This window comes from Streptomyces sp. NPDC050564 (genome assembly GCF_044457265.1).
Lineage (GTDB): Bacteria > Actinomycetota > Actinomycetes > Streptomycetales > Streptomycetaceae > Streptomyces.
This window is the reverse complement of the sequence record NZ_JBITGS010000035.1, coordinates 1-13,379: the sequence shown is the minus strand read 5'-3', so window position 1 is coordinate 13,379 and position 13,379 is coordinate 1. Positions and strand designations below refer to the sequence as shown.

Sequence of the window (13,379 nt, the reverse complement as noted above, 5' to 3'; positions counted from 1 at the left end):
CACAACGGCAGGCCTGTCCACCCCGCCGCGGCTGCCCGCTACGTCACACCCTGCCCAGAAGTGGCGTACGCACGCTCACTATTGAGCCCCAAACCGGACAAACAAAACCATCGAGACAGTCGCGTTGCCCCCTGCATGTACACGATCAAGGGCCATGCATAGTAGAGGGCCCCTCCGAGACCGACCGGCTTTCACCGAAAGGACCCGAGCGCGTGAGCTTCGGCCCACCCCCATCCCCGTACACCCAATCCGCGTTGGCGGCGGACAGCGAGCGGAAAAAGCGCCGCACGAAGCTGTTCGGCGTTGTGGCCGCCGTACTCGTCGTGGTGCTGTGCGCGGGCGGGTGGCTTCTGATGTACGCCACCGGTGACGAAACCCCGGCGAACAACAAGGCGGCTGCCGCCCCGCAGGCCCCGGACGAGATCAGGGAGACGGCCGAGAAGCTGCCGAGCACACCCGAGGGTGAACTCGTCATCGACTTCGACGAGGAGAAGTTCAAGGACGACGAGACCCGGTACGCGCCCGGCACCTGGGCGACCGACAAGATCTTCGCCAAGGGCATCAAGAACACCATCACGGGGTTCAAGTTCGGTGTGGACGAGGCGGCTTGGAGCATCAAGCTGGACGGCCACATCTGCGCGACGACCAAGCACGTCACCGCCGACGGCCGGACCGCCGTCGTCGTCCAGCCGTACAAGCGCAAGGGCACCAAGGATGCGGGCATCTGCGACGAGGTGGTGTTCTTCGACCTCGACACCGGCAAGAAGCTGTGGACCGCGACGATGCCCGACGCGAAGACCGCGTATGTGACGAACACGAACCTGAGCATGGCGCGCGGCACGGTCGCGGTGGCATGGGGCAACGGCTCCGTGGCCTACGACATGACCCATGGCAAGCAGCTCTGGAAGAGCACCGACGTCTCCACGTGTGAGGACGTCGGCTTCGCCGGCGGCCACAACCTGCTCGTCCTGCTCCGGTGCGGAGAGGAGTCCACCCATGCGTACCGGGTGCAGAAGATCGACCCGCGCACCGGCAAGCCGCAGTGGACGTACAAGCTCAAGGACGGCATCTCGGGCGTCTACATGCCCTCCTCCGACCCGCCGGTACTGGCCGTGGGCGCGGGGGACTACGGCGTGACCGACCTGATCACCCTCGACGACCAGGGCCGGCACAGCGCCACGATCTCCATGCGGGGCGGGCGCTTCGACCCCATGTGCGGTGACTCGTTCGACGGAACGCAGTACTTCGGAGTGATGGAGAACTGCTACGCGATGGTCGTGGGGAACGGCCAGATCTTCGTCGCGAGCAAGGCGGACGGCGACGTCGACCAGGCGGAGAACTGGATCGTGGGTTTCGACGCCAAGACGGGCAAGACCCTGCGGAAGTTCGACGGACGGCCGCTGCAGCCGCTGTGGCCCGTGAAGATGAGCGGGGACAAGCTCCTGGTCTACCGGCCGAGTTCCGACAACATCGGCCCCGCCGCCATCGTGAGCATCGACCCCGCCACCGGCAAGGAGACGCCGTTCCTCTTCTTCAACCTGCCGGACGACGCCTCACGCATGGAAACCCCCGAGTGGTCCGACATCCTCGTCGAACACGGCCGGGCGTTCTTCTCTCCCCGGCAGCTCTCGGCACCGGCCTCGGCCCCCCACGATCCGGTGACGGCCGCGGTGGGCATCGCCCCCGTGCACTGAGGCGTCCGCGTTTTTCAGTGAGACGCATCGTCCAGATGGGCCGAGATGTCCGCGTGCACTGGGACGCATCGCCCTGGTGCGCCGAGACGTCCATGTGCAGTGAGGCGCATCACGCCCGCGCACTGAGGCGTATCGCGCCCGCGCACTGAGACGCATGGCCCCCCGTGCGCCGAGACGCTGAGGGCCGACGTGGACATGTCCGCGTCGGCCCCTGTCGTTCCCGCTCTGGCGCTACTCCGCCGCGAGCCCGCCCTTGTGGGGCGCCGGCTCCAGATCGAACTCCCCGTCCCGGGCCCCGAGCACGAAGGCCCGCCACTCGGCCTCCGTGTACCTGAGGACCGTGTCCGGATCGAGGGAAGAACGCATGGCCACCGCGCCCTGGGGCAGGTACGCGATCTCGACCCGCTCCTCGTGCTGCTCCGTGCCCGGCGCGCTGTGCCATTCGACGCCCGAGATGTCGAGGGCGTAGAGCTCGTCCTTCTCCCGCTCCTTGCGCGCCTTGACGTCCTTGTCCGCTTCCTCGGCCATGTTCCGGCGGCCCCTTCCCCACGGTGCGAATGACCTGTGCGGTCACCCTAGTGGCCTGGTCCGCGCCGTTCGGCAGGTTCGGGGACCCGGACGGACGCGTCCTCCCAGGCTGGTACCCTGTGTGACGGCCGTTTGTGTACGCACCCCCGGAGCTCACCGCTCTGGAGGCCGCGCCCAGCGGATCCCCGCCTCCCGAGTAACGGAAGCTCCCCTGAGATGTGGACCAGGGGCACTCGGTGGCTACTCAGAGACTACGAGGAGTACGCGTGTCGCTCGACGCCGCTACGAAGAAGCAGATCATCAGCGAGTTCGGTCAGAAGGAGGGCGACACCGGCTCCCCCGAGGTCCAGGTCGCCATGCTCTCGCGCCGGATCTCGGACCTGACCGAGCACCTCAAGACCCACAAGCACGACCACCACTCCCGTCGTGGTCTGCTGATCCTGGTCGGTCAGCGTCGCCGCCTGCTGCAGTACCTGGCCAAGAAGGACATCCAGCGCTTCCGTGCGCTGGTCGACCGCCTGGGCATCCGCCGCGGTGCGGCGGGCGCCAAGTAAGACGCCGTGAAGGGAGCGGTTCCCACTTCTTTGGGAGCCGCTCCTTTTGCTGTACGTGCTGCTGTACGTCTCTGTACGTGCGGAGTGTCACTGACGCTTTGTAGTGTGGTAGCACAACGCAATACGCAGGACACAGCACGTACGACACAGCGTGATGGCGCCGTACCCGCCGGGTAGGGCCCATCACGTCAATGAACGAGGAGAGGCGCACCTCGCCGCCGCCGGTCCTCGGTAGTGGCCCCCGGGGGAATGCGAGCCCCGGGTGCTTCGATCGAAGACCGGCCCGCACCAGAAGGAGCGCTCTCCGCCACCGTCCCCCTGCCACACGGGCAGGACGGGACGAAGACGAGGAGATATCGCTAGTGGAGAACGAGACCCACTACGCCGAGGCCGTTATCGACAACGGATCCTTCGGCACCCGCACCATCCGCTTCGAGACGGGCCGCCTGGCCAAGCAGGCCGCCGGCTCCGCCGTGGCGTACCTGGACGACGACACCATGGTGCTGTCGGCCACCAGCGCTTCCAAGAAGCCCAAGGACCAGCTCGACTTCTTCCCCCTCACGGTGGACGTCGAGGAGCGGATGTACGCCGCCGGCAAGATCCCCGGCAGCTTCTTCCGCCGCGAGGGCCGTCCCTCCGAGGATGCCGTCCTCACCTGTCGTCTGATCGACCGCCCGCTGCGCCCGTCCTTCAAGAAGGGCCTGCGCAACGAGATCCAGGTCGTCGCCACGATCATGGCCCTCAACCCCGACCACCTGTACGACGTCGTGGCGATCAACGCCGCCTCCGCGTCCACGCAGCTGGCCGGTCTGCCCTTCTCCGGCCCGGTCGGCGGCGTCCGCGTCGCGCTGATCAACGGCCAGTGGGTCGCGTTCCCGACGCACACCGAGCTCGAGGACGCCGTCTTCGACATGGTCGTCGCCGGTCGCGTCCTGGAGGACGGCGATGTCGCGATCATGATGGTCGAGGCCGAGGCCACCGACAAGACCATCCAGCTGGTCAAGGGCGGCGCCGAGGCGCCGACCGAGGAGGTCGTCGCCTCCGGCCTCGACGCCGCGAAGCCCTTCATCAAGGTCCTGTGCAAGGCGCAGTCGGACCTCGCCGCGAAGGCCGCCAAGCCGACCGCCGAGTTCCCGATCTTCCTCGACTACCAGGACGACGTTCTCGAGGCCCTCACCGCCGCGGTCAAGAGCGAGCTCGCCCAGGCGCTCACCATCGCCGGCAAGCAGGACCGCGAGGCCGAGCTGGACCGCGTCAAGGAGATCGCCGCCGAGAAGCTGCTTCCGCAGTTCGAGGGCCGCGAGAAGGAGATCTCCGCCGCATACCGTGCGCTGACCAAGAAGCTGGTCCGCGAGCGCGTCATCAAGGACAAGGTCCGCATCGACGGCCGCGGCGTCACGGACATCCGTACGCTCGCCGCCGAGGTCGAGGCCATCCCGCGCGTGCACGGCTCGGCGCTGTTCGAGCGTGGCGAGACCCAGATCCTGGGCGTCACCACCCTCAACATGCTCCGCATGGAGCAGCAGCTGGACACCCTCTCCCCGGTGACCCGCAAGCGCTACATGCACAACTACAACTTCCCGCCCTACTCCGTCGGCGAGACCGGCCGCGTCGGCTCCCCGAAGCGCCGCGAGATCGGCCACGGTGCGCTCGCCGAGCGCGCGATCGTGCCGGTTCTGCCGACCCGCGAGGAGTTCCCCTACGCGATCCGTCAGGTGTCCGAGGCCCTCGGCTCCAACGGTTCGACGTCCATGGGCTCGGTCTGCGCCTCCACCATGTCGCTGCTGAACGCCGGTGTGCCGCTGAAGGCCCCCGTCGCCGGTATCGCCATGGGTCTGATCTCCCAGGAGATCGACGGCCAGACGCACTACGTCGCCCTCACCGACATCCTCGGTGCGGAGGACGCCTTCGGCGACATGGACTTCAAGGTCGCCGGCACCAAGGAGTTCGTGACCGCCCTCCAGCTCGACACCAAGCTGGACGGCATCCCGGCCTCCGTCCTGGCCGCGGCTCTCAAGCAGGCCCGCGACGCCCGCCTCCACATCCTCGACGTGATGATGGAAGCGATCGACACGCCGGACGAGATGTCCCCGAACGCCCCGCGGATCATCACCGTCAAGATCCCCGTGGACAAGATCGGTGAGGTCATCGGCCCCAAGGGCAAGATGATCAACCAGATCCAGGAGGACACCGGCGCCGAGATCACGATCGAGGACGACGGCACCATCTACATCGGTGCCGCCGACGGCCCGGCCGCCGAGGCCGCCCGCGCCACGATCAACGGCATCGCCAACCCGACCATGCCGGAGGTCGGCGAGCGCTACCTGGGCACCGTCGTGAAGACGACGACCTTCGGCGCGTTCGTGTCGCTGCTCCCGGGCAAGGACGGTCTGCTGCACATCTCGCAGATCCGCAAGCTCGCCGGCGGCAAGCGCGTGGAGAACGTCGAGGACGTCGTCGGCGTGGGCCAGAAGGTCCAGGTCGAGATCGCCGAGATCGACTCCCGCGGCAAGCTCTCCCTGATCCCGGTCATCGAGGGTGAAGAGAACGACGAGAAGAAGGACGACACCGACAAGTGACGTCTAGTAGCTCCACGGCGACGGCCCGCACCTCCTCGGAGGCGCGGGCCGTCGCCCGTACCCAAACCCTCATCAAGGGCCAGAACGGCATCGGTACGGTCCGTAAGACCACCCTCCCCGGCGGCCTGCGCATCGTCACCGAGACCCTGCCCTCCGTGCGCTCCGCCACCTTCGGCATCTGGGCGCACGTCGGCTCCCGCGACGAGACGCCGACGCTGAACGGCGCCACGCACTACCTGGAGCACCTGCTCTTCAAGGGCACGTCGCGTCGTAGCGCGCTGGACATCTCCTCGGCGATCGACGCGGTCGGCGGCGAGATGAACGCGTTCACGGCGAAGGAGTACACGTGCTACTACGCGCGCGTGCTCGACACCGATCTGCCGCTGGCCATCGACGTCGTCTGCGACATGCTGACCGGCTCGCTCATCCTCGAAGACGACGTGAACGTCGAGCGTGGCGCGATCCTCGAAGAGATTGCGATGACCGAGGACGACCCGGGCGACTGTGTGCACGACCTGTTCGCGCACACGATGCTCGGTGACACCCCGCTCGGCCGCCCGGTCCTCGGGACGGTCGACACCGTCAACGCCCTCACCGCGGACCGCATCCGCCGCTTCTACAGGAAGCACTACGACCCGACGCACCTGGTCGTGGCCTGTGCGGGCAACGTCGACCACAACAAGGTCGTACGCCAGGTCCGCGCCGCCTTCGAGAAGGCGGGCGCCCTACGCGGTCCCGATGCCATCCCGCTCGCTCCGCGCGACGGGCGGCGCGGCATCCGCACCGCGGGCCGCGTCGAGCTCCTCGGCCGCAAGACCGAGCAGGCCCACATCGTCCTCGGTATGCCGGGCCTGGCCCGCACCGACGACCGCCGCTGGGCCCTGGGCGTCCTGAACACCGCCCTCGGCGGCGGCATGTCCTCCCGCCTCTTCCAGGAGGTCCGCGAGAAGCGCGGTCTGGCCTACAGCGTGTACTCGTACACCTCGGGCTTCGCCGACTGCGGCCTCTTCGGCGTGTACGCGGGCTGCCGGCCGAGCCAGGTCCACGACGTGCTCAAGCTCTGCCGCGACGAGCTCGACCAGGTCGCCGAGCACGGTTTGTCGGATGACGAGATCGGGCGCGCCATCGGCCAGCTGCAGGGCTCCACCGTTCTCGGCCTGGAGGACACCGGCGCGCTCATGAACCGTATCGGCAAGAGTGAGCTGTGCTGGGGTGAGCAGATGTCCGTCGACGACATGCTGGCCCGGATAGCGTCGGTCACCCCGGACGAGGTCCGCTCGGTCGCCCGCGACATCCTGGGACAGCGGCCCTCGCTGTCGGTCATCGGCCCCCTCAAGGACAAGCAGGCGTCCCGTCTGCACGACGCGGTCGCGTAAGTCCTGTCTGCAAGGTCTCTGCAAGGTCTCTGTAAGGAACGAAGCAATGAGCAAGCTGCGCGTGGCGGTCCTCGGTGCCAAGGGCCGGATCGGATCCGAGGCGGTACGAGCCGTCGAGGCCGCCGATGACATGGAGCTGGTGGCCGCGCTCGGCCGGGGCGACACGCTGGAGACACTGGTCGCGGCCGGCGCCCAGGCCGTCGTCGAACTGACCACGCCGGACTCGGTCATGGGAAACCTCGACTTCTGCGTACGGCACGGCATCCACGCCGTGGTCGGTACGACGGGCTGGACCGACGAGCGCCTCGCGCAGCTCACCACCTCGCTGGCCGCGTCGCCCGAGACGGGCGTGCTCATCGCTCCGAACTTCTCCATCGGCGCCGTACTGACCATGAAGTTCGCCGAGGTGGCCGCGCCCTACTTCGAGTCCGTCGAGGTCGTCGAACTGCACCACCCGAACAAGGTGGACGCCCCCAGCGGCACCGCCACACGCACCGCCCAGCTCATCGCCGCGGCCCGGGAGCGCGCGGGCAGCGCCCCGCAGCCCGACGCCACGGTGACCGCCCTGGACGGCGCCCGCGGCGCGAACGTCGACGGTGTCCCGGTGCACTCGGTCCGCCTGCGCGGGCTGCTGGCCCACCAGGAGGTGCTGCTCGGCGGCGAGGGCGAGACGCTCACCATCCGCCACGACTCCCTCCACCACAGCAGCTTCATGCCGGGCATCCTGCTCGGCGTGCGGCGTGTGGTGACCACGCCGGGCCTCACCTTCGGCCTGGAAAACTTCCTCGACCTCGGCTGAGCCGGGGGACGGCTACAGATAGCTGACAGACATGCGCGCGAAGATCACCTACGCCGTCACGGCCGCCGCCCTGGTCGTCTACTTCGTCCTGGTCGGCAGCCGCGGCGTGCTGCTCATCCAGAACGGCACCCTGATCACCGTCACCTTCGGCGTCGCGGTGCTGATCCTGCCGGTCATCGGCATCTGGTTCCTCTGGAAGAACACCCAGTTCGTCCGGAAGGCCAACCGCCTCGCCGCCGAACTGGACGCCGAAGGCGGCCTGCCCGTCGACGAGTTGAGGCGCACCGCCGGTGGCCGCATCGACCGTGATTCGGCCGACGAGGTCTTCGCCAAGCGCAAGGCCGAGACCGAGGACGCGCCGGACGACTGGCGCAGCTGGTTCCGTCTTGCGATCGCCTATCACGACGCCCGCGACACCCCGCGCGCCCGCAAGGCGATGCAGCGGGCCATCGCCCTGCGCGAGGGCAGGACGCTGGAGGCCTGAGGGCCGTACGCGGCTCCAGGGCACGCAGAGGGGAAGGGCCGGTCCGCACGCCGCGGTCCGGCCCTTCCCGTCCCGTCGTGGCAGGCGTACGGGGTCTCAGCCCCGCCGGTACTCGTCCGCCCACACCTCAATGGCGTCCGCCGCGCGGTCGAAGGCTTCCGCACGCCCCAGGAAATCGGCGTTGTGCGTGGTCAGCAGTGGGGGTACGTCCTCGGGCGCACGATCCTGGCGTACGAGGACCAGCGCCTGCCCCTGAACGGTGCGCGGCAGCCCGAGCCAGCGCACCGGCTGCTGCACCGTCCGCACCGTGACGACCCGCTCCCACGGCGTCGTGCTCGTGAGGAAGAAGCCCACCCGGCGCAGCCCCCGCGCGCTCACCCACACACCCACGCGCAGCAGCCGCAGCGCGCAGAATATGGCGACAGCGGCCCCGCCCAGACAGGCCGCGCCGGCGTTCAGGGTCCCGGCGACCGCGATGACCACCGCGGCGACGAGCACATACGAGGCGAGCAGCAGGACGAGCGCGGCCGCGCCGACCCGGCACGGCCCGGGCCGGTAGGGACGCCGCCAGCGGTCACGGTTGTCGTAGGGCAGCGCGAGATCGTCCGCCGCCTCGTCAAAGGCGCGGTCCGCCGTCAAGAAGGGCAGGGGCACGACTGATCCTCACTCAATCCACGCACGGGCTGTGCCCGGTGAGGTTATCGAGCCGGATGCGTGCCCACCACCCGTGGGGGGCCATGGGGGTGCCCCCACACCACGTGGGCGGTGGGGCAGGATCAGCGGCCGTCCGACGCCTCGGAATGCTGCGTCGTCGCAGGTGACTGGTCCTGTGACAGGGCCGGCATGCCCAGTATCAGGGAGCCGGCGATCCCCGCGACCACGGTGAGGCCTATGAGCAACCGGCCGGCTATCTGTCCGGCGGACGCGCGCTCGCGGGGTGGGGGAGTGACATTGCTGCGGAACTTGTCGGCTTCGGCGATGAAGGCGAACGGAACAGGCTCGCGCCGACGGAACATGGGGGTCGCTTCTCCTCTGGACACTCGTAGGGGAGCAGGGATCTGCTGCCCGGCGACCGGCGACTCGAACGAGGTCGCCGTCACCAGTACAGACGAGCGAATGCCCCAAGAGGTGCCCAGAATCACCGAATTCGCAGAAGTTCGCCGATGAATGTCGCGGCAAGGTACCGAACGCCCCGTTGTCAGTGCCGGGCCGTAGAGTGGGCGCCGCCCGAGCCTGTGATGGGAAGGACCTTCCGAACCGTGACCGACACCCCCGCCGACGACCTCAAGCCCAGCTTCCGCAGCGATGTCACCGTCGAGCTGATCAAGCACACCGCGTCCGACGCCGATGTGCTGTTCGCCGCCCGTGTCTCCACCGCCGGGGAGCAGTCCCTGGACGAGCTGCACAAGGACCCGGAGCGCTCCAAGGGCCTGATCAACTACCTGATGCGGGACCGGCACGGCAGCCCCTTCGAGCACAACTCGATGACGTTCTTCATCAGCGCCCCGATCTTCGTCTTCCGCGAGTTCATGCGGCACCGCGTGGGCTGGTCGTACAACGAGGAATCGGGCCGGTACAGGGAGCTCCAGCCCGTCTTCTACGTCCCGGACGAGTCCCGCAAGCTGGTCCAGGAGGGCCGCCCCGGCAAATACGTCTTCGTCGAGGGCACTCAGGCCCAGCAGGAGCTCACGGGCCGTGTGATGGAGGACTCCTACCGACAGGCGTACGAGGCGTACCAGGAAATGCTCGCGGCCGGCGTAGCCCGTGAGGTGGCCCGCGCCGTGCTCCCGGTCGGCCTCTTCTCGTCGATGTACGCGACGTGCAACGCCCGCTCGCTGATGCATTTCCTCGGCCTGCGCACCCAGCACGAGCTGGCCAAGGTCCCGTCCTTCCCACAGCGCGAGATCGAGATGGTCGGGGAGAAGATGGAGTCGGAGTGGGCCAAGCTGATGCCGCTCACATACGCGGCCTTCAACGCCAACGGGCGCGTGGCGCCGTAGCGAGCTTCCGCACGCCATCCGGCACAGATGTACGGATCAACCGAGCGAAGTGTCCGTATTGCGGCATTTCGCGAAGTTCATCTAGCCTGATCAAACGGACCCGGCACTGCTTGAACCCCCGAGCAGGCAGTGCCGGGCTCCACTTTTGTCACGACTTGTCGCCTGCCCCGAGGGCAGACCCCGCCTTGAGCAGCGAGTAGCGTGTTACCCATGGCTCCGACCTCCACTCCGCAGACCCCCTTCGGGCGGGTCCTCACCGCCATGGTCACGCCCTTCACGGCGGACGGCGCACTCGACCTCGACGGCGCTCAGCGGCTCGCCACCCACCTGGTGGACGCAGGCAACGACGGCCTGATCATCAATGGCACCACCGGCGAGTCCCCGACCACCAGCGACGCGGAGAAATCGGATCTCGTACGAGCCGTACTGGAGGCGGTCGGCGACCGCGCCCACATCGTCGCCGGCGTCGGCACGAACGACACCCACCACAGCATCGAGCTCGCCCGCGCCGCCGAGAAGACCGGCGCGCACGGCCTGCTCACCGTGACGCCGTACTACAACAAGCCCCCGCAGGAGGGCCTGTACCGGCACTTCACGGCCATCGCCGACGCCACCGAACTGCCGGTGATGCTCTACGACATCCCCGGCCGCAGTGGCGTACCGATCAACACCGAAACCCTGGTGCGTCTGGCGGAGCACCCGCGTATCGTCGCCAACAAGGACGCCAAGGGAGACCTGGGCCGCGCCAGCTGGGCCATCGCCCGCTCCGGCCTCGCCTGGTATTCCGGCGACGACATGCTGAACCTGCCGCTGCTCTCGGTGGGCGCGGTCGGCTTCGTCTCTGTCGTGGGCCACGTCGTCACTCCGGAGCTGCGCGCCATGCTCGACGCGTATGTCTCGGGCGACGTCCAGAAGGCCACCGAGATCCACCAGAAGCTGCTTCCCGTCTTCACCGGCATGTTCCGCACCCAGGGCGTCATGACGACCAAGGCAGCGCTCGACCTCCAGGGCCTGCCCGCCGGACCGTTGCGCGCTCCGATGGTCGAGCTGTCGCCCGAGGAGACCGCCCAGCTCAAGATCGATCTTGCCGCCGGCGGGGTAGAGCTCTAACCAAAGACTTCACAACTGAATACGTACGACCACGCAGGCCATGGGGCCTGCACCCCACACAGACAACTGCTACTGCACGAACGTCACGCGCGCCACGTGCCTTGCCAGGTACGTGGCGCGCGTGGTGAGGAGAGTCTTTTGAGTCATCCGCATCCTGAACTCGGCCCGCCGCCGAAGCTCCCCGAGGGTGGCCTGCGCGTCACCCCGCTCGGCGGCCTCGGTGAAATCGGCCGGAACATGACGGTCTTCGAATACGGCGGCCGCCTGCTGATCGTCGACTGCGGAGTGCTCTTCCCCGAGGAGGAGCAGCCCGGAATCGACCTGATCCTGCCGGACTTCACGTCCATCAGAGATCGCCTCGACGACATCGAGGGCATCGTCCTCACCCATGGCCACGAGGACCACATCGGCGGCGTCCCCTTCCTCCTGCGCGAGAAGCCGGACATCCCGCTGATCGGCTCCAAGCTGACCCTCGCCCTCATCGAGGCGAAGCTCCAGGAGCACCGCATCCGTCCGTACACGCTCGAAGTGGCCGAGGGTCACCGCGAGCGCATCGGCCCCTTCGACTGCGAGTTCGTCGCGGTCAACCACTCCATCCCGGACGCGCTGGCGGTCGCCATTCGCACCCCCGCGGGCATGGTGGTGCACACCGGCGACTTCAAGATGGACCAGCTCCCGCTGGACCGCCGCCTCACGGACCTGCACGCCTTCGCGCGGCTGAGCGAGGAAGGCATCGACCTCCTTCTCTCCGACTCCACGAACGCCGAGGTCCCGGGCTTCGTCCCGCCCGAGCGTGACATCTCGAACGTGCTGCGCCAGGTCTTCGCCGGCGCCCACAAGCGGATCATCGTGGCGAGCTTCGCCAGCCATGTCCACCGCATTCAGCAGATCCTGGACGCGGCGCACGAGTACGGCCGCCGGGTCGCCTTCGTCGGCCGCTCGATGGTCCGCAACATGGGCATCGCCCGGGATCTCGGCTACCTGAAGGTCCCGCCGGGCCTGGTGGTTGACGTCAAGACGCTGGACGACCTCCCGGACCACGAGATCGTGCTCGTGTGCACGGGCTCCCAGGGTGAGCCGATGGCTGCCCTGTCGAGGATGGCCAACCGGGACCACCAGATCCGGATCGTCCAGGGCGACACGGTGATCCTGGCGTCGTCCCTGATCCCCGGCAACGAGAACGCGGTCTACCGCGTCATCAACGGCCTGAGCCGCTGGGGTGCCAACGTCGTCCACAAGGGCAACGCCAAGGTGCACGTCTCCGGCCATGCCTCCGCGGGCGAGCTGCTGTACTTCTACAACATCTGCAAGCCACGGAACCTGATGCCGGTCCACGGCGAATGGCGCCACCTGCGCGCCAACGCCGAGCTCGGAGCCCTGACCGGCGTTCCGCACGATCGCATCGTGATCGCCGAGGACGGTGTCGTCGTCGACCTCGTCGAGGGCAAGGCCAAGATCTCCGGCAAGGTCCAGGCCGGATATGTGTACGTCGACGGCCTCTCGGTCGGTGATGTCGGCGAGCCCGCACTCAAGGACCGCAAGATCCTCGGCGACGAGGGCATCATCTCGGTCTTCGTCGTGGTGGACTCCAGCACCGGAAAGATCACGGGTGGCCCGCACATGCACGCCCGTGGTTCCGGCATCGACGACTCTGCTTTCGCCGACGTCATCCCGAGGATCACGGAGGTCCTGGAGCGTTCGGCCCAAGACGGCGTGGTCGAGCCCCACCAGCTGCAGCAACTCATCCGGCGCACACTGGGCAAGTGGGTGTCGGACAACTACCGCCGACGCCCGATGATCCTCCCGGTCGTCGTCGAGGTCTGACCCCTCGTACGCGCCAACCCGGAGCGGGGGGGGGGGGGGGGGGGGGGGGGGGGGCCCCCCCCCCCCCCCCCCCCCCCCGCCCCGCGGGCGGCGCCCGCCCCCCCCCCCCCCCCCCCCCCCCCCCCGCGGGCGGCCCCCCCCGCCGCCCCCCCCCCCCCCCCCGCTCCAGTACGTTTACGGCTCCGCCTGAACGGGAACCCGGCACTACTGCGTGCCAGGACACTCCGAGAGGGACGGAAATTCCGACTCAGAATCTCTGATAAAGTCGGAGCCGCCGGAAAGGGAAACGCTGAAGCGGAAACCTGGAAAGCACCGAGGAAATCGGATCGGAAAAAGGATCTGATAGAGTCGGAAACGCAAGACCGAAGGGAAGCGCCCGGAGGAAAGCCTGAGAGAGTCTCTCGGGTGAGTACAAAGGAAGCGTCCGTTCC

12 protein-coding genes are annotated in these 13,379 nt (G+C 68.2%); 9 read left to right on the top strand and 3 right to left on the bottom strand.

Features of this window, described 5'->3' with window-relative positions:
- Positions 1–212: 212 nt before the first annotated feature.
- The gene (locus ACIBK0_RS39775) at positions 213–1,694 is read left to right on the top strand and encodes a PQQ-binding-like beta-propeller repeat protein (protein WP_399091248.1); all 1,482 of its coding nucleotides are present in this window, start codon (positions 213–215) and stop codon (positions 1,692–1,694) included.
- Between the two features lie 231 nt (positions 1,695–1,925).
- On the opposite strand, the gene ACIBK0_RS39770 is transcribed toward ACIBK0_RS39775, so the two are convergent.
- Entirely contained in the window at positions 1,926–2,222 is a 297-nt protein-coding gene (locus ACIBK0_RS39770; RefSeq protein ID WP_399091245.1) for a DUF397 domain-containing protein, read from the bottom strand.
- 266 nt (positions 2,223–2,488) lie between these two features.
- Here ACIBK0_RS39770 and rpsO point away from each other — a divergent pair, with 266 nt between their 5' ends.
- The 5 genes from rpsO to ACIBK0_RS39745 all read left to right on the top strand — a co-directional run bounded on the left by rpsO (position 2,489) and on the right by ACIBK0_RS39745 (position 8,014).
- Entirely contained in the window at positions 2,489–2,776 is a 288-nt protein-coding gene (gene rpsO / locus ACIBK0_RS39765) for a 30S ribosomal protein S15 (protein WP_037741887.1), read from the top strand.
- Positions 2,777–3,138: 362 nt separating this feature from the next.
- Complete coding sequence (locus ACIBK0_RS39760; protein WP_399091242.1) at positions 3,139–5,355, top strand: polyribonucleotide nucleotidyltransferase; 2,217 nt, start codon at positions 3,139–3,141, stop codon at positions 5,353–5,355.
- Positions 5,352–6,731 carry a M16 family metallopeptidase gene (locus ACIBK0_RS39755; RefSeq protein WP_399091238.1) on the top strand — a complete coding sequence of 460 codons (1,380 nt, stop codon included), beginning with the start codon at positions 5,352–5,354 and terminating at the stop codon, positions 6,729–6,731. Before ACIBK0_RS39760 ends, ACIBK0_RS39755 begins: the two co-directional genes overlap by 4 nt.
- A 46-nt stretch (positions 6,732–6,777) precedes the next feature.
- On the top strand, positions 6,778–7,530 hold the full coding sequence (gene dapB / locus ACIBK0_RS39750; protein WP_399091235.1) for a 4-hydroxy-tetrahydrodipicolinate reductase: 753 nt from the start codon (positions 6,778–6,780) through the stop codon (positions 7,528–7,530).
- Between the two features lie 31 nt (positions 7,531–7,561).
- Positions 7,562–8,014, top strand: coding sequence for a hypothetical protein (locus ACIBK0_RS39745; protein WP_399091232.1), 453 nt, complete (start codon positions 7,562–7,564; stop codon positions 8,012–8,014).
- A 96-nt stretch (positions 8,015–8,110) separates the two neighbouring features.
- Here ACIBK0_RS39745 and ACIBK0_RS39740 read toward each other — a convergent pair whose 3' ends face one another.
- Positions 8,111–8,668, bottom strand: a complete 558-nt coding sequence (locus ACIBK0_RS39740) for a hypothetical protein (RefSeq protein ID WP_399091229.1) — start codon at positions 8,666–8,668, stop codon at positions 8,111–8,113.
- A gap of 122 nt (positions 8,669–8,790) precedes the next feature.
- Positions 8,791–9,030 (bottom strand): hypothetical protein, encoded by a 240-nt coding sequence (locus tag ACIBK0_RS39735; protein WP_399091226.1) that lies wholly within the window; start codon positions 9,028–9,030, stop codon positions 8,791–8,793.
- 243 nt (positions 9,031–9,273) lie between these two features.
- Here ACIBK0_RS39735 and thyX point away from each other — a divergent pair, with 243 nt between their 5' ends.
- The 3 genes from thyX to ACIBK0_RS39720 all read left to right on the top strand — a co-directional run bounded on the left by thyX (position 9,274) and on the right by ACIBK0_RS39720 (position 12,948).
- On the top strand, positions 9,274–10,014 hold the full coding sequence (gene thyX / locus ACIBK0_RS39730) for an FAD-dependent thymidylate synthase (RefSeq protein WP_399091223.1): 741 nt from the start codon (positions 9,274–9,276) through the stop codon (positions 10,012–10,014).
- Positions 10,015–10,224: 210 nt separating this feature from the next.
- Complete coding sequence (gene dapA, locus ACIBK0_RS39725) at positions 10,225–11,124, top strand: 4-hydroxy-tetrahydrodipicolinate synthase (RefSeq protein WP_399091220.1); 900 nt, start codon at positions 10,225–10,227, stop codon at positions 11,122–11,124.
- 138 nt (positions 11,125–11,262) lie between these two features.
- Entirely contained in the window at positions 11,263–12,948 is a 1,686-nt protein-coding gene (locus ACIBK0_RS39720) for a ribonuclease J (protein ID WP_399091216.1), read from the top strand.
- Positions 12,949–13,379: the final 431 nt, after the last annotated feature.